The organism is Bacillus sp. NEAU-Y102 (genome assembly GCF_054788175.1).
Genome location: NZ_JBTWFK010000007.1, coordinates 192,362 through 209,564 on the forward strand (window position 1 = coordinate 192,362; position 17,203 = coordinate 209,564).

30 protein-coding genes are annotated in these 17,203 nt (G+C 39.5%); all 30 read left to right on the forward strand.

Features of this window, described 5'->3' with window-relative positions; genetic code table 11:
• The first annotated feature begins 22 nt into the window (after window positions 1-22).
• On the forward strand, window positions 23-433 hold the full coding sequence (locus ACYFX0_RS19280) for a YopX family protein (protein WP_460271466.1): 411 nt from the start codon (window positions 23-25) through the stop codon (window positions 431-433).
• Between the two features lie 36 nt (window positions 434-469).
• Window positions 470-865: a hypothetical protein gene (locus tag ACYFX0_RS19285; RefSeq protein ID WP_460271468.1), complete on the forward strand. Its 396-nt coding sequence runs from the start codon at window positions 470-472 to the stop codon at window positions 863-865.
• Between the two features lie 22 nt (window positions 866-887).
• On the forward strand, window positions 888-1,259 hold the full coding sequence (locus ACYFX0_RS19290) for a hypothetical protein (RefSeq protein WP_460271470.1): 372 nt from the start codon (window positions 888-890) through the stop codon (window positions 1,257-1,259).
• A 10-nt stretch (window positions 1,260-1,269) separates the two neighbouring features.
• Entirely contained in the window at window positions 1,270-1,677 is a 408-nt protein-coding gene (locus ACYFX0_RS19295) for a hypothetical protein (RefSeq protein WP_460271472.1), read from the forward strand.
• Window positions 1,678-1,689: 12 nt separating this feature from the next.
• On the forward strand, window positions 1,690-2,445 hold the full coding sequence (locus ACYFX0_RS19300; protein ID WP_460271474.1) for a hypothetical protein: 756 nt from the start codon (window positions 1,690-1,692) through the stop codon (window positions 2,443-2,445).
• A gap of 19 nt (window positions 2,446-2,464) precedes the next feature.
• Window positions 2,465-2,935, forward strand: coding sequence for a hypothetical protein (locus tag ACYFX0_RS19305; RefSeq protein ID WP_460271476.1), 471 nt, complete (start codon window positions 2,465-2,467; stop codon window positions 2,933-2,935).
• Window positions 2,936-2,951: 16 nt separating this feature from the next.
• Window positions 2,952-3,254, forward strand: coding sequence for a hypothetical protein (locus ACYFX0_RS19310; RefSeq protein ID WP_460271478.1), 303 nt, complete (start codon window positions 2,952-2,954; stop codon window positions 3,252-3,254).
• Between the two features lie 16 nt (window positions 3,255-3,270).
• On the forward strand, window positions 3,271-3,747 hold the full coding sequence (locus ACYFX0_RS19315) for a hypothetical protein (RefSeq protein WP_460271480.1): 477 nt from the start codon (window positions 3,271-3,273) through the stop codon (window positions 3,745-3,747).
• Window positions 3,748-3,758: 11 nt separating this feature from the next.
• Window positions 3,759-4,136, forward strand: coding sequence for a hypothetical protein (locus ACYFX0_RS19320; protein WP_460271482.1), 378 nt, complete (start codon window positions 3,759-3,761; stop codon window positions 4,134-4,136).
• 121 nt (window positions 4,137-4,257) lie between these two features.
• On the forward strand, window positions 4,258-4,689 hold the full coding sequence (locus ACYFX0_RS19325; protein ID WP_460271484.1) for a hypothetical protein: 432 nt from the start codon (window positions 4,258-4,260) through the stop codon (window positions 4,687-4,689).
• Between the two features lie 112 nt (window positions 4,690-4,801).
• Window positions 4,802-5,089 (forward strand): hypothetical protein, encoded by a 288-nt coding sequence (locus ACYFX0_RS19330; protein WP_460271486.1) that lies wholly within the window; start codon window positions 4,802-4,804, stop codon window positions 5,087-5,089.
• A gap of 13 nt (window positions 5,090-5,102) precedes the next feature.
• The gene (locus ACYFX0_RS19335) at window positions 5,103-5,852 is read left to right on the forward strand and encodes a hypothetical protein (protein WP_460271488.1); all 750 of its coding nucleotides are present in this window, start codon (window positions 5,103-5,105) and stop codon (window positions 5,850-5,852) included.
• Window positions 5,846-6,583 carry a hypothetical protein gene (locus ACYFX0_RS19340; RefSeq protein WP_460271490.1) on the forward strand — a complete coding sequence of 246 codons (738 nt, stop codon included), beginning with the start codon at window positions 5,846-5,848 and terminating at the stop codon, window positions 6,581-6,583. Before ACYFX0_RS19335 ends, ACYFX0_RS19340 begins: the two co-directional genes overlap by 7 nt.
• A gap of 102 nt (window positions 6,584-6,685) precedes the next feature.
• Window positions 6,686-7,711, forward strand: a complete 1,026-nt coding sequence (locus ACYFX0_RS19345) for a hypothetical protein (protein WP_460271492.1) — start codon at window positions 6,686-6,688, stop codon at window positions 7,709-7,711.
• 355 nt (window positions 7,712-8,066) lie between these two features.
• Window positions 8,067-8,756: a glycosyltransferase family protein gene (locus ACYFX0_RS19350; protein ID WP_460271494.1), complete on the forward strand. Its 690-nt coding sequence runs from the start codon at window positions 8,067-8,069 to the stop codon at window positions 8,754-8,756.
• 11 nt (window positions 8,757-8,767) lie between these two features.
• Window positions 8,768-9,070, forward strand: coding sequence for a hypothetical protein (locus tag ACYFX0_RS19355; RefSeq protein WP_460271496.1), 303 nt, complete (start codon window positions 8,768-8,770; stop codon window positions 9,068-9,070).
• A gap of 11 nt (window positions 9,071-9,081) precedes the next feature.
• A complete protein-coding gene (locus tag ACYFX0_RS19360) occupies window positions 9,082-9,384 on the forward strand; it encodes a hypothetical protein (RefSeq protein WP_460271497.1) in 303 nt (100 codons plus the stop codon).
• Between the two features lie 15 nt (window positions 9,385-9,399).
• Window positions 9,400-9,993 carry a hypothetical protein gene (locus tag ACYFX0_RS19365; protein ID WP_460271499.1) on the forward strand — a complete coding sequence of 198 codons (594 nt, stop codon included), beginning with the start codon at window positions 9,400-9,402 and terminating at the stop codon, window positions 9,991-9,993.
• 38 nt (window positions 9,994-10,031) lie between these two features.
• The gene (locus ACYFX0_RS19370) at window positions 10,032-10,361 is read left to right on the forward strand and encodes a hypothetical protein (protein WP_460271501.1); all 330 of its coding nucleotides are present in this window, start codon (window positions 10,032-10,034) and stop codon (window positions 10,359-10,361) included.
• A gap of 238 nt (window positions 10,362-10,599) precedes the next feature.
• A complete protein-coding gene (locus ACYFX0_RS19375) occupies window positions 10,600-10,767 on the forward strand; it encodes a hypothetical protein (RefSeq protein WP_221660436.1) in 168 nt (55 codons plus the stop codon).
• A 35-nt stretch (window positions 10,768-10,802) separates the two neighbouring features.
• The gene (locus ACYFX0_RS19380) at window positions 10,803-10,973 is read left to right on the forward strand and encodes an acetyltransferase (protein ID WP_260459665.1); all 171 of its coding nucleotides are present in this window, start codon (window positions 10,803-10,805) and stop codon (window positions 10,971-10,973) included.
• A 23-nt stretch (window positions 10,974-10,996) separates the two neighbouring features.
• A complete protein-coding gene (locus ACYFX0_RS19385) occupies window positions 10,997-11,224 on the forward strand; it encodes a hypothetical protein (protein WP_460271504.1) in 228 nt (75 codons plus the stop codon).
• Window positions 11,225-11,248: 24 nt separating this feature from the next.
• A complete protein-coding gene (locus tag ACYFX0_RS19390; RefSeq protein WP_460271505.1) occupies window positions 11,249-11,569 on the forward strand; it encodes a hypothetical protein in 321 nt (106 codons plus the stop codon).
• 151 nt (window positions 11,570-11,720) lie between these two features.
• On the forward strand, window positions 11,721-11,894 hold the full coding sequence (locus ACYFX0_RS19395; RefSeq protein WP_460271506.1) for a hypothetical protein: 174 nt from the start codon (window positions 11,721-11,723) through the stop codon (window positions 11,892-11,894).
• A 15-nt stretch (window positions 11,895-11,909) separates the two neighbouring features.
• Complete coding sequence (locus ACYFX0_RS19400) at window positions 11,910-12,170, forward strand: hypothetical protein (RefSeq protein WP_416493662.1); 261 nt, start codon at window positions 11,910-11,912, stop codon at window positions 12,168-12,170.
• 64 nt (window positions 12,171-12,234) lie between these two features.
• Window positions 12,235-12,957: a VWA domain-containing protein gene (locus ACYFX0_RS19405; RefSeq protein WP_460271508.1), complete on the forward strand. Its 723-nt coding sequence runs from the start codon at window positions 12,235-12,237 to the stop codon at window positions 12,955-12,957.
• A 217-nt stretch (window positions 12,958-13,174) separates the two neighbouring features.
• Window positions 13,175-14,779: an S-layer homology domain-containing protein gene (locus ACYFX0_RS19410; RefSeq protein ID WP_460271509.1), complete on the forward strand. Its 1,605-nt coding sequence runs from the start codon at window positions 13,175-13,177 to the stop codon at window positions 14,777-14,779.
• Between the two features lie 208 nt (window positions 14,780-14,987).
• On the forward strand, window positions 14,988-15,782 hold the full coding sequence (locus tag ACYFX0_RS19415; protein WP_460271511.1) for a YwqG family protein: 795 nt from the start codon (window positions 14,988-14,990) through the stop codon (window positions 15,780-15,782).
• A gap of 53 nt (window positions 15,783-15,835) precedes the next feature.
• Window positions 15,836-16,636, forward strand: a complete 801-nt coding sequence (locus ACYFX0_RS19420) for a hypothetical protein (protein WP_460271513.1) — start codon at window positions 15,836-15,838, stop codon at window positions 16,634-16,636.
• A 105-nt stretch (window positions 16,637-16,741) separates the two neighbouring features.
• Window positions 16,742-17,185, forward strand: a complete 444-nt coding sequence (locus ACYFX0_RS19425) for a hypothetical protein (RefSeq protein ID WP_460271515.1) — start codon at window positions 16,742-16,744, stop codon at window positions 17,183-17,185.
• Window positions 17,186-17,203 lie beyond the last annotated feature (18 nt).

Below are 17,203 nucleotides of genomic sequence, written 5' to 3' on the forward strand. Positions count from 1 at the left end.
AATTGAAAGGGGTCGTTATACTATGTTTAGTACTGTATATGATATTCGTTTCAAAGGATTAAGTTTAGATGGAAAATGGTTTGAGGGTTTAGTTGATTTTAAACACGTAGGGCAAACGGTAGCAACGTTTATTGATAAACATCAAGTGAAGAAGGATACAGTAGGTCAGTATATCGGTATGGATGGAGAAAAAGGAGAATTACTCTACGTAGGTGATGTGGTTAAAGTTGAGTATAAAGAGTTCAGTAAAGTTCCTGCGGTTATTGAGTGGGACAGAGAATCTCGTAGTATTAAACTAGCCGTTTATGATAACGTAAAAGCCATCGGAGATAAGCCTTATGATACAATGACGTTAGAAGGTTTTATGGATGGTGACCTAGAACGTATTGGTAATATCCATTCTGATGCAGATAAAGCGGTGTGGGGAGCGTAATAGCTCCCTTTTTATTAACAGATAGGAGTGGTAATTGTGGAAGTGTTAACATTAAAGACAGTAAATGTGTTGATGAGGACGTTATTAGACTGTGTGGAGAAGGAAAAAGAGTTATCTAGAGAGTTAGGTATCGATTCAAAAGTGTTTGAGCATCCAATTCGAACGTTGAGTCAGGCTCTGTATAAGACGTTGCAGTTTAAAGAGTTGCCCTTTGGTGGAGGTTTTAGACGTAAGCCAGAAGAAGGTGCATTGGAGTATGAAGACTCTTTATATAACCGTGTATTGGATGGGAAGTTAGGTATATGGTCGTTAGTAGAGTTTCGTAAGGAGTTTGATGAAATATCTGCGTTGTATGAGCAGAATCAAATTACGTATCACGATTTTCATAGCCTACGGTTAAAATTAGAAGCAAAATATGAAATATATAAATGATGGTTGTAAATGGGGGGTCATTATGGACGAGTTGGTAACAAAAGAAGAAAGAGAAACGGTTGATATGCTAATTAGGGTTATGAAGCACAACCTTGATGTGGAAAAGAAGATGACGGAGCTAACAGGTATTAAGAATGATATGTTTCGTTATCCGTTAAGCCAGATGCAGGAGGCAATATTTCGAATACTAAACCTGCAGGACACTGGGGTAGGTACGTACGATTCTGGGGTGTTTCGCCATGTATTTGAGTCTGAGGTAAGAATCTGGGATGTTGTAGATTTTATTGTTGCCCGTAATTTTGTACGTGATAAGTACACAAGGTGTGAGATTGATAGGGATGAACTGTACGAAAAGACGGCAGAGCTTGAAGAAAAATACGGACTTGCAGACTAGGAGGGGTACTGTGCTTACGATTAAAACAAAGAAAGCCGTAAATAGGTTAGTGGAATCTATTAAAGAGTGTGTAAGGAAAGAACAAGAGTTGACTGATACGTTTGGTAAGGAAACAAATGTATATGAATCTGCGGTACAGGGAATGGCGGATGCAGTATACCTGTTATTGGGTATGGTTGGTGAGCCATTTCGGGTACACTCGGTTCGGGATTGTACAGGGTTCAAGTTGGTTGTTGAAGGAGGTTTGTTGTGGGAACATATGCCGAGTTACCAGAAGGATTTCGATGCTGTAGCGAAGGTATATAAAGCAGGAGAATTAAGTCTGGACGTGTTGTGTGATAAGCATGATGAGATAGATAAGAGGTATGGTGTAGTTCCAGTATTATATCGAAAAAAGTTACCAGTATACATGCGATAGGAGGATTAAATTATGGATAAGTTGAAATATGCCGAGGAATTTTTAAGACGGGTATATGCTGCGGGAGTAAACGAAGATATTAAAAGTACCGAGGATATGATAAAAGAAGAATATACAAAGATTCGGGACTTGTACGTATATGCTAATGCCTTAGAGTTTGTGGACTATCAGGATAAATTTCAGTTGTTCGAAGGTGTTGGGGATACGACAGTAGCGAGCATTCGAGGGTCGTTAAGTTCCTTTTGGGGTAGGGCTTTAAAAAACAATGAAGATGTTCGTGGGATTGATACGTTCACCTTGGCGTTTGATTGGATGAGGAGTAAATATAAAAGCTATGTACCAGAACCGGTTCTGGTACGTGATATTGAATTAGTTTTCTATAGGTACAAAAAGGATTACATACGAAAAATCGAGAAACACAGAGAAAACTATCCGGATGGACATAAGGATGCAGCTATTTATTGTGTAAAGCTGTGGCTAGAGAACGATATAAAAGGGTTAAAGATTTGTTGTGAAGCCTTGGATGAAAGTTCATTAGAAATGTTAGAGTCCGGTATGGGTTACTTATCTAGAAAGCCTGAGGAACTTACATTTAATGTACATACATTAGACAGACGTATGGACGAATTAAAGAAGACAGTAAAAGGTAAAATTCAATATGCGTTAGATAGGGAAGACTTCGATTTAATAGGGTTGACGAGTGGCAGGTATGTGGAACTTGTAAAGGCAGTAAGAAAGTATAAGAAAGCGATTCAACAAACGTTGTAAAGTAAGTGGAGGTAAGGCTATGAACATTACATATGTAAGAAAAAGTGCTGATTTATTTGAGGAAATCATTGTAAAGACTGCGATTTTTAGATACAAAAAGAGCAATGGGGAAAAGGAAGATGTTGAGTTTATCCTGCTTGATATTCCAAAAATACGAGAGTCTTTAGTAAACCAAACAACTAGTATACATAAGAAATATATGTTACTAGAGTTATGGGAGGAGTACCAAGAGAACCTCGAGGCGTTTATCGATGCCGCTATGGATTATACAGCTAGTGTAAACCGCTATAACAAGGCGACAAGGGCGTATAGCGAGCTTACACTTACAACTAACCCACAAGAGGTCGTCATGCGTGACGTAGGTATATTTAAACGTCAGTATAATCAAAGCAAGTTATTACAAGACGCAAGGAAGATGGGAATTTTCCTGCAACAGAATCCAAAAGACGATTATGATATGCCAGATAAAACACCGATTAAAAAGAGTTAGGAGGTAGCAAGGACGTATGGCTAAATATGTAGGAGTATTCGTAGTTTTATTTTGTGTAAGTTATGCGGTATTGCTTGGATTGACTGACTTAGGTGCATGGGATGCCTTACGTAATGACGATGCGGTGATGGTTGTTATGCAGTCTAAGGTGGTACTTGCAATGTGTGTAGCTTTAGTATTTATAAGCAGTGGAGGACTCATGTCGTTATTAAAGAATGACATGAAATACATCGTTAACGGCAGCATGATTGGCGGTGTATGCATGTTAGGGATTATGTTGTGGGATTTCGTAAGTAAAACAATCCTTCAAAATATATAAAGGCTAGGTGGTTAAAGTGGCAGCAGCTTCAGTAAAGGTTATTGTGGACGGTGTAGTGTTGCGTATACATGGTGGGAATCGTTCTTGGGTTCGAGATATGTACAATGAGTATCTGAATATGACTTATGAAGAGTTTATAAAGGTACATCCAAGCGTTACAGAAGATGAATTTAAACGAGTACAATTTGTGGTTAAGTATAATAAGAAAAGCAGAGGTAGGCATCCCTTAGGTGTGACAACTCGGTTAGAGTTACGTGCTAAAAATTGGTTTGGGACTACATATATTAAGATTACAGATAAAATAGCGAAAAGTAGTGTAGAGATTACGTCATTACACCTAAGGAAAGTTGTGAAAAGTAAGAGTACGTCTGGATACCTTCCGAATGGAGGGTGGACTAAATCTGGTGACAGATTTACAGTGTATAACGAAGTTGATGGACGTAAAATCGAAGTCACGTTTACGATTAGGGAGTTAGACTCCTTATTAAGTTAGGAGGCGTTATTTTGTTTGAGGACGAGGTAAGCTATGAGAAAGAGTTGCTGAATGTGGGAATTGATGTGCTTTCGCATACAATGGCGCTTACAAGTAATGTGTTAGTTTTTAAAAGGGATAATATGTATTGGGATGAAGGGGATAAGGATTTTGAAGATAAGTATAGTGCGGGACTTATCCAAGATATAACGTACGCAATACATAACCTTCCGAGGTCAATTCAGCGGCAGGATGAGGATTTCATATTAAGGGAGTTAGGTAGTCTATATCGTATTGTGGAAGGTGTAAATTTTGATAGTATCCCTTGGAGAAATAAGCGTTTCTTTACCGGTTACTGTTCTAGAGTAATAAAGGCAGTACAACCATATGTTAAGGTAAAAAGTGAGTAGGGCTTCCAATCGTGGAAGTCTTTTTTGTATTCAGAAGATGCAGCGATAACAAACGAACGTAATTAGGCAGGTAATGGTGGTATTCTGTCAGTAGGGAAGTAATTACAGGAAGGTGATGGGTGTGAGATTTAAAAACGAAATTTATCAGTGTTTTATTAAATACAAGGACGAGGCACGATTGGTAGAGCATAAGAAAAATAAAGGTAGGGAAAACGTGCTGCCATTCTATGATATGGAAGAGGGTACGTTCCGTAGGTTACTAAATACGTATACGTGGTTAGCGATGTTCAACTCGCCTTACTTACGTGTAGAGAATCTTGTACATAAGCCAACAAATGAGGATATTGTAGAGGCGATGGAGTTGTTGCGAGAAAAAGGTGATGACTTAATTGTATATGCTAAAAAACATCCCAAAGGGGATTTACGTACGGACTTAATGAAGATGGCTAAAAAGGAGATAGATTGCGCAGCGTATTATATCGGGTTAGCACAAGAGGACTTCTATAAAGATAAAGAGTTGAAAACGATAAAACAGTTTGAAGAGGTAGAGTAAACGAATAGAGGCAGGCGTACGCTTGTCTTTTTGAAAGGTATAATATTGACTGAAATATAAATAAATGGTATAGTTAAACTATAAAATAAACAGTTCGGTAGGGGGAATTGCAGTGGAAGGTAAAAAGTATGCTTTAAAGAGTCAGGGTACAGGACAGGGGATACATATGAGAGACCCATTTCAGGAGTTTGATTTTGCTATTTTCCGAGGGTCATTCGAGGACTTTGCTGATGCTGAGCTGCAAGAGATTCGAGATAATCCGATAATGGTCATAAAAGATGTACTAAGAACGGAAGGTTACATTCGAGTAATTTGTAACGATAAGCGTGCGTTTGCGAAGGATTACATTTATACGGCAAAAGAGGTAACAAAAGAAGACCTTGCGAGGTTAATGAAATAGGGGTGGTATTGGTATGTTAAAAATAGTTACGACTACAGAGAAGTTGGTAGCAGGTTCTGATGCTATGTTTGTGATTAAAAGAATTGAATGGCAGACAGGTCTAGAGTCTGTGAAGTTTGAGTTTCCTATGGTAAATACGGCTGAAGTAAACGATGCTTTCAAAAAACAAACAACGGGTGTCAGTGAAAAGAAGGGGTCAGTACGTGAGTGGCTTGATTATCAGTGGCATGTCGGGTTGTTTTTGGATACGGTGGAGAATTTTATAGCCCATTCAAGTTCGTACAATTCTATAATTAAAGACCTTACAGGGGAAGATGGAAAACTTGACCTTACTAATACGATTGTAACGGATGCAAAAGCGCTCGTAGTCAAGCAGGGAGAATTAAGCAAATCACTGGGGTTAGTGTTGCATTTACAGGCGTTTCCTGAGTCTGAGTATAACTTCACTAATGAACCGGTGGCGCAAGTCATTGAGGGAAGATACCTTGTAGTAGATGTTGAGCTGCTTGATGGTACGGTAGTTAAGAAATGTTCGGTATTTAGTGCCGATGTTAGAGGAACAGAATGTGCATCTAATACCGATGAAGTAAAAGAAATGTTTAAGGTGTACCCTTGGGGAAATAACGTAAGAGAAATCCATTTACAGGGGTTAACTACAAGAGTACAGATAACAGTTACACCGAACGAGGTAAAAGATGTAAAAATCTACTGGGTAAACGCTAAAGGTGAAGTAATAAAAGGAGCGGAGAGTAGATTATGCTAACTGTAAAAACGGAGAAACAACGGCTTATAAGTACCTCTGATGAACGATTTGAGTGTGGGCAGCTTATCCGAACTAAAAAAGGAGTGCAAACGGTCTATGAGTTTCCGTTCGTAGATAACGATAAGGTAAAGACTGCACTGTTAAAGCAGAAGACGGGGCTAGATACTAAGTTTTATTTGTTTGGGGAGTGGAAGAATTTCCAAAGACACGTAAAGGTATTTTTAGAAAAGGCTGAAGGTTTTGCAAGTGCTTGTACTGCGTATGCTGCGGAAAAGGAGAATTTTACAACAATACCGGGTTGGTTTGAACCATTGGACGTTATCTGTAAGGATGCAGAGAAGTACATAGCTATGTATGAGAACCAAGGAACAATTAACGATGCAATGCATTTAGTGATACAGTTACAGGCGTTTCCGGGGGTAGAATATCCGTATCAGTTACGTGAGGATGAAGATGACGAGGTAATTTCCGCCTTGGTTATTGATGTTGAGCTTGTAGATGGGACAATTCTTAAGAGCTGCCTTGTATATAAAGAAGATGAGATTGAAGGTAAGCGTTATGTAAATGACGAGGCGCTTATTGATAAACTGGTAACTACATACCCGTACGGGGAGGCAGTAAATCCAGTACATTTAAAAGGGTTAAAGAGTAAGATACAAGTTACGGTAGAGCCGTCCAGTATAAAGAGATGGGAGCGCCGTTGGGAGTATGTGAATACGTCTGTTTTGTAAGGAAGGGTGAAATATACCCTTTTTTACGTACACATTATTGACTAAATTATAATTTTCTGGTATATTTAAACCAACAAATAAAGGAAACGAGGGGATTTGTATATGTTACGTGTAGATGTGGTGAAGAGACAAGGTGTGTCTGAGTCCGATGAGTTAATTGATTGTGGAATGGTCGTTTGGAGTTTTGATGGAGGTACATGCGAGGTCGCATTACCTGTATTAGATTTAGAAAAAGTTCGTAATGTGTTGGAAAAGCAAAAGACGGATAAAGAACGAAAAGAGGAGCTTTTTTCTCTGTGGAGCGTTCACCAAGAAAAAATTGAGTTATACCTTGAGAGTGCGAAAGCAGTTGCGGATGCTTGTAAGACATATAGTGTTAATCGCTCAGGGTTTGCAGATACGTATGCAAAGGATGACCATTGGGAGATGGTTTCACATGATGCAGTTGATTTAGAGGTTACACATGCTAGTGATGTGAGTTTGTACCATGCGTTAGATATGGTGGTTAATATGCAATGCAAACCTAAAGAGGAATACCAAGTTTGGGATATGAAGAAAGATGGGAATAAAAAAGAAGCGGTGTTGGTTAACATCACGTTAAAGGATGGCTCTACGTTAAAGAATTGCGAAATACTTAGAGGTACTAGCTTTACGGGTAACGAGGCAGTAGAAACAGAGTTAGAACTGGAGGATTGGTTCTCGGTAAATACTTCTGGGGAGCAAGAACGAGTAATACTCGTTAAGACACAAAGTCCCGATGTAGTTTTAGAGTTAGAAATAAAACCATCGATGGTAAAGTCTTGGGAAGTTTGTGAAGGAAGTAGATTGGGATTCAGTAAAATACATACAGTAAGTTGTAAATTAAAAGGGTCGAATAGTTTGAAAAGTGTTCCGGGAGGTGTTCTATATAAAGAGCTGGAAAACGGAAAATTTGAGATTGTTAATACGGAACAGGAAATAACCAAGATACTTACAACGAAGCGAACATTAGAGGGAAAAGACTACGTAGTTTTAAAAACAAAGCATGTGGGTACAGTAGTTCTTGGTTTAGAGAGTGTAGATGGCTACCAAATTAAAACGGCAAACCCAGAGGATTGGATGTTGCTGAAAAATGAAAAGTGTCTCTAATGAGAACTAAAGGGGAAAGAAAAACACTTACGTTGTATTTACATTCTGGAGTTGATGCAGGTAACGGCGAGGTTTGTTACCTGTTTAACGATAAAGAAAATAATTCATACGAGTGGTGAACAAGGACACCATTTTACTATAACGATTCAAAATGGTACGAGGTTACGGCAGTGGGGGCTTAATGTTGATGTATACACGGGCGTAACCCGAACACAGCTAAAGAGGGTTACGGTGCTTTCTCAACTTACATAGAAGGGTGAAATGTAGCCCTTCTTTTTTGCGTTATCTATTGACTAAAATATAATAATTTGGTATATTATGTATAACAAAACAAAGTGAAGGAGCGGGTGTAGGTATGGGAGAATTACAGGTTTGTACGGTGGATAGAAATAACAGAATGGTACATATTCAAGACGGAAAAGGTGGCTCAATGGTGGTATCTGCTGACGATTTATCGGCGGCAATTGGTAAGTGCGGGGAGTTTAAACTAGGAAGAAAAACGTGGGTCAATACAGGAGAGGTCATTGAAATCTACAGACCTAATATAAGCAAAACAAAGGTAACTACAGTGTACTTTTCGTTAAAAGATTTATGGGAATTGAAAGACGGGGCGTGGGTCAAACCCGTACAGTTTAAAGCAGGAGTAGAGGTTATTGTGGAGTGTGATTACGGGGAAGGGTTAGAGACAGAAACCGTAATTATCGATGAGTATAGAGCTTATGGGTTGTTTACACATAAAAAAGATACGGGTAAATATTTTATGTTTGATTGGCAGTACGTGTTGAGCGTATTACCTGTAGATGAATCAAAATCGGCAGAAGAGGTTATTGATAGCCGGAATACGCTAGCTGAGGTACGTATTGGGTTCGGTAAAGGGGTGGAACTGGTTACGACAGTGCTTGTTGGGCGTGATTCTTCTGAAGAGGCGATTAAGCGGGCAGCAGTGGAGTTTATTCAAAAGAACGTACCGAGTGCGTATGAAGTTGATAATATAGGTAGTTTAGTAGATAGTCGTAAAGCATTCATTACAGTAAATAAAGACTAGGGGGTAGGAATATGTTGAGCGGTCATTGTTCGCTAGGAGTTACAGATGAAGATATGGGTTTGCTGCGCCTTACAGGGTTTGTAGACGTTCCGGGGTGGTTAGCTGCAGGTACATGTTGTGATTACTGCGGGAAAGGGATTCGCAACGTATTTCTACTTACAGACGGGAAACGTCAGGTTGTATTGGGAAGTGAATGTGTTAAGAAAGCGGCAGGGGTGCAGAGGAAAGTGTTTGTAGATGGGATGTACGAGAATGTACCTAAAAAGTATCATGGGAGAATAACAGATGCGAGTGATGACAACCTGCCATTTTAAGGAGGTATAAAGTGATAAAGCTGATTGTTTCGGTTATTGGCTTAAACATTATTATGTTACCGTACTATATTTTCATGTTTACGTTAGGTGTCATGGTGATAGAAAGAGTGGATGCGGGTTGGCTGCAGGGTATTCTTAACGCTGCAGTGGTACTGGGGACGTTTTTAGCGATGTCTCTCCCTAGTCTACTTGCACTATTCTTTCTTAAGCAAAAGAGGACAAAGGTAGCAACGAAAGTGTTTTATGTAGAGAGGACAATACATTTTGCGATTGTTGTGGTCTGTTATATTTCTATATTTTTTACAAACAAATAAAACGAGGTGGTTTATATGAATACGTACATGTTAGTGACAGGAGAAGGAGTACCTACACAGTGGGTGTGGGCAATTACAGAGTATAGCCAAAATGCTGTAGTTGAAGCTTGTAATAGATGGCATACGTCTATTGGGTATGAAATAATAAACGGTCGTAAAGGTCTTACATTGGGCGGGGTAAGTAATTGGACAGAGAGGTATATCAGCAATATGGTTACCCATTTAAAAGGTGGGGAAACAGTACTAGTTAATCATAAAGGCGGGTGTATGTTACTTAAGGACTCTATGACAGTCCTTAAAACGGTACAGGACGTTCGTTTTCCTTTCGATGGCGACCATAAGGGTGTAAATGGTTGGTTAGCCCCTAGCGGGCAATTTCATGCGTGTGAGCATGGGGAGCATTACAAGTTTGCTAGGAACTTCGATAGTTCTGCTGAAAATGAGGATGAGTATATCCGTATGAGTAGCTGCCGTGAGATTGATAGTTCGATAGTGGATATTCGTGTAGAAAACATCACAGATGTACAGCGTAAGTGGTTACTGCAAAACTACGAGCAATTCGATGATACGCAGGTCAAAGATTTAGAGCGCTCTGGTGTTGTAAAATAGCTGTAGAAAGATAATAGAGACGGTGGGGGTTGATTGCTATGGGTTGGCGAATAGAAACGGATAACGAGACGGAGTGGAAAGTTGTTTCGTCTGTGGTAGATAACGTAATTGCGACGTTTACTACAGAACATGATTTAAAGGTGTGGTTGTCGCTTGAGCAGGAGTATAAAGGTAAACTAAAGGCGGTTGAGACACTTATGGCGTTCCCTAGCCAGTGGATGGTTAACGGGAAATTGTCCCTTGGGGTTGGCGGGGGTGAAGCCATACAAAGCTATTATAAGTGGGTACAATCTATCCAAGAGATTAAAACGTACAAAGAATATTACGAAGCGATAGATAAAAAGTTAGAGGAGTTAAGAAAAAAGTAGATATTCGATTACTCCTTGGTAGCAACTAAGGGAGGATTGAATTCTGAAAAGGGTCAAGAAGTGGCTTAAGGATTGGTTAGGTAATAACATACGTTGGATAATGCTGACGGTGCTTGGTATGGAGATTATAGGCATACTTGTACTAAAGTTTATGTGGTGGGATGAAGTAGTCCGAGGATTCATCGACTTGTTCAAATAAACCGTACGTACAGGATGAAGAGGCAGGTGGGTTGCTGAAATGAAAGTAAAAATTAAAGAAAATAAAGATAAATACGATACAACATTGGTTGCGAAGTTAATAGGGCTTACGCTATCTGTGGCGCAGGTTGAGGCGGATGGTGTCATTATCGATATTTGTGGAGGATTAAAGTTGTATGAAGGTGAATATGAGGTGGTTGAGTCGTGATACCTGTAAAAATAAAAAGCGTTACAAGTGGTAGAGTGGTTAATGGTGAGTATACAGCAAAGCAGTTATTGGACTTCTGCGGTGAAGAGGAGCTTGTGCAGAACCTTACGCAGTGCGATTGTCAGTCCGTTGGGGAGACGAACGTAGTGGAATGTAACTGCGAAGAAGAGTGGGAAGATTACGAGCTGTTTCTTGATTATAAATAAAACAAAAGGACGGAGGAGTTAGGATGAATAACCATTCACGAGTTGCAAAGACAGTAGCAGAAGGTGTTAAGTTGAATTTAGGTGGGGGTGCTGAGGCTACAGTTAATGTCTGTCTAAATGAAGAAGGGTTTTTATTAATTGACGGGTTAGATATGGACAGTGTGGAGTACGAGGCGTACATGCATGATAATAAAAAACTAGAGATTCAAATTTTAGCGCCATCAGGTTTCAATGAAGATGAGGATATGTAATCCATAGAGGGTAGGTTATTGGTTATGGAAGGGTTAAAAAGGACAACTAAACGTAAATTAAAACATGCAGAAAAGAGAGCTAAGGAGCTTAAAAAGGCGCATGGAGCTACTCCCGGTAAGACTCATACATATCATGGGGGTTGGGATTTAGGTTATTGGGAAGGTAGAGCTTCTATGGCGCAAGATATATTGGATGAGGTAGGTGGGGTAAACATGAAATTCGGTATTTATTTAGATGGGGAATTGATAGCAGAGCGCGAAGATATCTTTGAGGCGTATAAAGAAGCTGTATACGCAACGACAGTATTAGGTGTGCCACATGAGGTTAAAATCATCCCTGAGTAAAAGAAAAATCTCGATTTTGAAAAACAAAGGAACGTAACTTATTACTTTATTTGTACGTTCCTTATCTATTTTTAGATTCCTATTATATTAATAGTAAAGTATACGAATATGATGTACATGGTGAATTAAAAAGACGGTCAGGGGGGTGATTATGGTGGGGGTTGTTCCAGATTTTGTGTACGGGGTTATGTCTAACACTGGTGACGGAGATGAATTCTTGTGGCGTTTAGGTGTGTGTTTGACAGAAGAGGATGCAGCGGAGCAGTTTGCTGAGCACCTTGATTCTGGCAACTGGATTGATAAGGTTAAAGTACTAAAAAATTAAAAGGGATTGTGTGATATGAAGTTTTGGGCGCTTGCGTATTTATATCAAGATGAGATTTTTTATGATTTTCAAACGGAAGAGGACACAATGGAGATAGTTGCGAGCTGTTTGTTGCCTACAAAGGGGATGGCGGAAGACTTTATCAGCGCTCATTTAAGTCATGATGATTATGTTCCAGTGGAGATTAATCTTGAGAGTTTAAAAGAAAACGGTGTCTATTCTTACACGAGAGGTCGAGTTGATAACTGGGATGACGAATACGACCAAGAAGGTTGATATAATAGGTTTAGCAACTCAGGTTAAATTCAGTAACAAAAGATAAATAAAGGGAGATAAGGTGATGGGTACAATGGTCAATCTATATAAAGAAGAGGCAAAAATAGTACTAGAGAAGAAAAATATATTTGGGGAAAAGGCAAATATAATAGGAGTTATGGATATCTCGGGGTCTATTAAAAAGTACTTCAATAATGGTACAGTGCAACAAACATTTGAGCGTGTTTTAGGTGTCGGGATGAACATGGATTCCAATAAATCTATTGAGGTGTACGCATTCAACAACGATGTGACGTATATCGGTGAGGCAAATGAAGGGAACATTGAGAATTTCACAAACAACGTGTTCCTAAAGAAAGTAAAGGTTAATGGAGGAACAAGCTATGCTCCTGCTATGAAAGCTATAGTGGACAAGGTTGAAGGGGAAGAAAAAGGTGGGTTCTTTAAGCGCCTGTTTGGTAAAAAAGAAGATAACGGGCTTGATAAAGAATTACCGACGTTTGTTTTCTTTTTTACGGATGGGGAAAATTCTGATGTATCTGCTACAAAAGCGTACATAAAAGAGATATCTGATAAACCTATCTTTTGGCAGTTCGTTGGGATTGGTGACAAAAAGATGCCATTCCTAGATGAGTTAGATACGATGACGGGTCGTGTTGTTGATAATGCTAACTTCTTCCGAGCGGAGGATATCAAGAATCTGTCCAATTCTGGGTTATATAATGCGATTTTAAATGAATACCCGATTTGGTTAAAAGAAGTTAGACGTAAAGGTATTGTAAAATAGGTAGCAAATGGGGTGGAACTAGTTCCACTCTTTTTTAGATTTTAGTGTTAAATGGGAAGTTTGGTAGATTATGATAAGTTTATAGAGCATTATGTTTGTATGTGAGGCTATAATAAAATAAAGATATAGGCTAAATAGCTAGTATTAATTGAAACGATAAGGGGGAAAGAGGTATATCTAGTAACTAAGTAAATTAGTAAGGTGTACCGAATTAAGTATGAACATTAGATTTTATAAAAAAGTAGTCGCATTAACAGCAGGAATCGCAGTATTATCTTCGCCAGTCGCATCATTTGCAGAGACACAAGTAAATGATGAATCCCAGCAAGTAAAAGTTCAAGGTAAATCTAATGAAGATGTAGGTTCTGTTACGAATGAGCAGGCGTTAAAGAGTATTGAGGAGAATTTCAAAGACATTGACGGTAGAGGAATTAGCCAAGATGAGGTTACAGATAAAATAGAGCCGGCAGAGGAAGAGACGGGTACGTTCACAGTTCCTAGTGGAAGCAATAGAACAAAACGCAGTCTCATGTATGCTGCTCCTACAAAGAGAACGGAAGTAAATGGTGTGCCGTTAGTGGAAAAGATTGTACCAAAAGGTAATGACAATATTAGACCGGGATATGCTATGAAACCGGAGTATATTACAATCCATGAAACAGGGAATCCGGAAGTTGGAGCAAATGCTAAGAACCATGCAGATTACCTATACAATCAAGCTGTTGGGCAGTTAGACCGTGTAGCTTCTTGGCATTTCACGGTAGACGATAAAGAAATTTATCAACATCTACCAATCAATGAAAACGCATGGCATGCAGGTGACGGTAATGGGGATGGGAATAGAAAATCTATTGCTATCGAGATTGCTGTTAACCGTGATGGGGACTACAATAAAGCGGTAGAAAATGCTAAGAAACTAGTAGCCTATCTAATGAACGAGACTGGGGTAACAATCGATAACGTAGTAAAACATCAAAAATGGAAAGGTAAAAACTGCCCAGAGATTATGATTCGTACAGGTCAGTGGCAACCATTCTTAGCGGGAGTACAAAAGTATGTTGCGGTTAATCCACCTACGGTAGCGCCAAAAGATGATATTACTGGCGGTTGGTATGAGCCACATATCCGTGAGTTAAACAAACGAGGAATTATGGTAGGGGAAGGAAATGGCGTGTTTGCGCCAAATCGAGCGGTAACAAGAGCGGAATTTGCACAGTTAGTATCGAATACGCTTAACTTACCTGAGGGTTCTAAAACGTTTAACGATATCGGGGTAGCGCACCCTACGTTACAGGGCGGAATTAAACGTGCAGCTACTGCAGGAATTATTAACGGTCGTGGGGATGGTAACTTTGACCCTAACGCACAAATTACACGTGAAGAAGCTGCAATTATGGTAGATAGAGGCTTGCAGTACAAAGGAATTAAGGGTAAAGAGGTTGCAATTCCGTTTGCAGACCAAGAACAAATCTATGCAAAAGAATATGTGCAACGTCTGTATAGCTTAGGGGTTGCAAAAGGAAATGAGAACAACCAGTTCGTACCGAAAGGAACAACTACTCGTGGAGAGTCTGCATCATTCCTTGTAAACATGATTCAAGTCATGGAGGGTGGTAAACCTCAACAGGCTATTGGAACGGTGCAAATCAACGGTATTGGGGTTAATATCCGTAGTGGAGCAGGTTCACAATACTCAGTTGTGAAGAAAGCAACGAAAGGCGATAAAGTAAACGTATATGAAGAAAAAGATGGTTGGTTACGTATCGGAAATGGCGAGTGGGTCTTCTACGATAAGAGTTATATCGATTACAAAAAGCGATAAAAAGTGGGAACACATAGCAGAAGGAAGGTAGTACTATTGAGTAGAGAAAAGTACTGGTATCCATTAGCTGAGGTAATGGAGCTGCTAAACATTGATGTACATGAAGTTGAGAAGCTTATGGATGAAATAGAAGAGGATTTATAGGGTTGTATTAGGGCGATGTCAGATTAACTGGGGTCGCCCTAAAATAAATAAATCGGGGGTTTATATGAGCAGACATACATTTCGTGTTCCAGAACAATTAAAAGGGTATGAAGATGATATTATAAAATCACTAAAGCCTACTGTACGTATGGCAAGTGAGGTGGGAAGCACAGAGTTATGGGAGAGTAAAATAGGTGGGAATCCTTATTTACCTCTTGGAGTAGATGTTCCGAAGAGTTCCGAAGGTGTTCCTCTAAAGTTATTGGCGCAAATCAACTTTGAAGATGTACCACATATAGAAAATATGCCGAAGACAGGGATTTTACAGTTCTATATTGATGTAACAAATTATCTGTTGGGGATGTCATTAGAAAATAGAGCAGACCAAAAAGATTTTCGTGTTGTGTACCATGCAGAAGTGGTTAAAGATATAAGCCGATTAGTTACAGACTTTGAGGAAGTTCCTACAGAAGTGGACATGGATATCCCGGAGGCTAAGCTAACGTTTACCGAAGGTGTGCAACCAGTTACAGCGAGCGACTATCGTTTTGGTTCAGAATATCTAAAGGGTTTTGAGGATAAGAAGGTACGTGACGGTGATAAACTGGTAGATGTGGAGGAGTTCTATTATAGTCATGTAAGTGAGTCAGGGCATCGAATCGGTGGTTATCCGTTCTTTACACAGTTTGACCCACGAGATGAAGATAGTAAGTACGATATGTTACTGCTACAAATTGATTCGGATGAATCGATTGGACTTATGTGGGGGGATGTAGGGGTTGGGAACTTCTTCATTAACAAAGATAAGTTGGCTCGTTTAGACTTTTCAGATGTATTATATAATTGGGATTGTTGTTAAGGTGAGGAATTTCCTCACCTTATTTTATATGGAAAACGGGGGGAGGATACGTAATGCGTAAGTGGTTAGTGACTGGATTAAGTCTGGGGTTGTTGTTTGCGGTTTCTGGTTGTTCTGAAAACAAAGAGGTAGCTAAAGATACAAAGCAGGTTAATGAGTCTAATAAAGGCGAGAAAGCGGCTGAAACAAAGACAAAAGAAGATAAGAATGCAATAGATAAAAAAGACACAACAAGTACTGACGAGGCTGTTCCTAAAATCGATGAGAATTGCGCAGAGGTATATAGTAAAGAAGAGTGTGAACAGTTTGCTGCATATGCGAAGTCGGATGCAGGGAAACAAGAGGCGCAGGCATCTAAAGAGAAGCCTGTACAAAAAGAGGTTAAGTTGTCAGGTAAAGAAGTGTACGAAAAAATGTACTGGGTACTGGAGCAATGGGGAAGCGGGAAAGTATATCCTGCACCATACAAAGAAGGAATGGTAACAAAGAGACCGGATGGGTTATATTACATCAATTCTACGTATGAAATCCGTGGAACGTTAAAGGGTGATGGGGTCTATCCGTATGAAATGTTAGTAAGCGATACCTTAGACCTTAAAGATGCGTATTTGCCGGGTACATATGGAAGGTATGCCAGACCTATGAAGTACGACGAAATACAGGAATACTATAGGCAGGTAGAAGAGAAAAAGGCTATAGAGAAGGCGAATGAAACGCCTGAGGATAGGGAGCGAAAGCGTAAAGAGGCAGAGGAAAAAGAGAAAAAACACAAAGAAGTCATGGAGAGTATTTACGGTAAAGATGCGGTAAATGGTAAGGTAATCGATATGGATAAAGAGACTCTTGGGGAGTAAGTGGCAGTGGCAGTGGCATTGTGCTGCTGCTTTTTTATGTGAAGATATTGATTAAAATATAATAAACTGGTATATTTAAGGTAAGAAAAGAAGGGGTGGTACGTCGTGGGACGTTGGGAAGAAAAGAAGGATAACTATTACTATCAATGTGTAAAAGAAGCCAATAAAGAGGCAAATCGACCGTTCTCGGTTGCGGAAATTGAGGATGTGGTTAAAGTTCGTGTAAGTGAAGATATAGATGGGGACGCAACTGTAAAAGGTATGGGTTATCTTGTGACGTTGGTTCAAGAAGATGTACTATATGTAAAACCTTTGAGCCGTTGCCGTCAGGTAGAGTACCTGCATTCACACGTATTGGAGGGATTGTCGGATAGTGATTTTACTGGTGTGCGTAAAGTAAGAAGGGAAGATACGTTTATTATCCAGAAGGTAAACGCCGAGAAGTACATGTGGTATCTGCGGGAGCAAAAGAAAGCGTACGGGGTTGTAAATCAGGATGCGTACTATGGATTTACAGATAGATTTGTATCTGATGGGGTTCAATTATAACCTATCAAACAACAAATA

Excerpts from the sequence above, each read along its gene's own strand:
- ACYFX0_RS19340 (WP_460271490.1), top strand. The coding sequence starts at position 5,846 with ATGCTAACTGTAAAAACGGAGAAACAACGGCTTATAAGTACCTCTGAT.
- ACYFX0_RS19335 (WP_460271488.1), top strand. The coding sequence starts at position 5,103 with ATGTTAAAAATAGTTACGACTACAGAGAAGTTGGTAGCAGGTTCTGAT.
- ACYFX0_RS19345 (WP_460271492.1), top strand. The coding sequence starts at position 6,686 with ATGTTACGTGTAGATGTGGTGAAGAGACAAGGTGTGTCTGAGTCCGAT.
- ACYFX0_RS19305 (WP_460271476.1), top strand. The coding sequence starts at position 2,465 with ATGAACATTACATATGTAAGAAAAAGTGCTGATTTATTTGAGGAAATC.
- ACYFX0_RS19310 (WP_460271478.1), top strand. The coding sequence starts at position 2,952 with ATGGCTAAATATGTAGGAGTATTCGTAGTTTTATTTTGTGTAAGTTAT.
- ACYFX0_RS19370 (WP_460271501.1), top strand. The coding sequence starts at position 10,032 with ATGGGTTGGCGAATAGAAACGGATAACGAGACGGAGTGGAAAGTTGTT.
- ACYFX0_RS19355 (WP_460271496.1), top strand. The coding sequence starts at position 8,768 with ATGTTGAGCGGTCATTGTTCGCTAGGAGTTACAGATGAAGATATGGGT.
- ACYFX0_RS19390 (WP_460271505.1), top strand. The coding sequence starts at position 11,249 with ATGGAAGGGTTAAAAAGGACAACTAAACGTAAATTAAAACATGCAGAA.
- ACYFX0_RS19280 (WP_460271466.1), top strand. The coding sequence starts at position 23 with ATGTTTAGTACTGTATATGATATTCGTTTCAAAGGATTAAGTTTAGAT.
- ACYFX0_RS19350 (WP_460271494.1), top strand. The coding sequence starts at position 8,067 with ATGGGAGAATTACAGGTTTGTACGGTGGATAGAAATAACAGAATGGTA.
- ACYFX0_RS19420 (WP_460271513.1), top strand. The coding sequence starts at position 15,836 with ATGCGTAAGTGGTTAGTGACTGGATTAAGTCTGGGGTTGTTGTTTGCG.
- ACYFX0_RS19375 (WP_221660436.1), top strand. The coding sequence starts at position 10,600 with ATGAAAGTAAAAATTAAAGAAAATAAAGATAAATACGATACAACATTG.
- ACYFX0_RS19365 (WP_460271499.1), top strand. The coding sequence starts at position 9,400 with ATGAATACGTACATGTTAGTGACAGGAGAAGGAGTACCTACACAGTGG.
- ACYFX0_RS19415 (WP_460271511.1), top strand. The coding sequence starts at position 14,988 with ATGAGCAGACATACATTTCGTGTTCCAGAACAATTAAAAGGGTATGAA.
- ACYFX0_RS19400 (WP_416493662.1), top strand. The coding sequence starts at position 11,910 with ATGAAGTTTTGGGCGCTTGCGTATTTATATCAAGATGAGATTTTTTAT.
- ACYFX0_RS19405 (WP_460271508.1), top strand. The coding sequence starts at position 12,235 with ATGGGTACAATGGTCAATCTATATAAAGAAGAGGCAAAAATAGTACTA.
- ACYFX0_RS19410 (WP_460271509.1), top strand. The coding sequence starts at position 13,175 with ATGAACATTAGATTTTATAAAAAAGTAGTCGCATTAACAGCAGGAATC.
- ACYFX0_RS19290 (WP_460271470.1), top strand. The coding sequence starts at position 888 with ATGGACGAGTTGGTAACAAAAGAAGAAAGAGAAACGGTTGATATGCTA.
- ACYFX0_RS19300 (WP_460271474.1), top strand. The coding sequence starts at position 1,690 with ATGGATAAGTTGAAATATGCCGAGGAATTTTTAAGACGGGTATATGCT.
- ACYFX0_RS19385 (WP_460271504.1), top strand. The coding sequence starts at position 10,997 with ATGAATAACCATTCACGAGTTGCAAAGACAGTAGCAGAAGGTGTTAAG.
- ACYFX0_RS19395 (WP_460271506.1), top strand. The coding sequence starts at position 11,721 with ATGGTGGGGGTTGTTCCAGATTTTGTGTACGGGGTTATGTCTAACACT.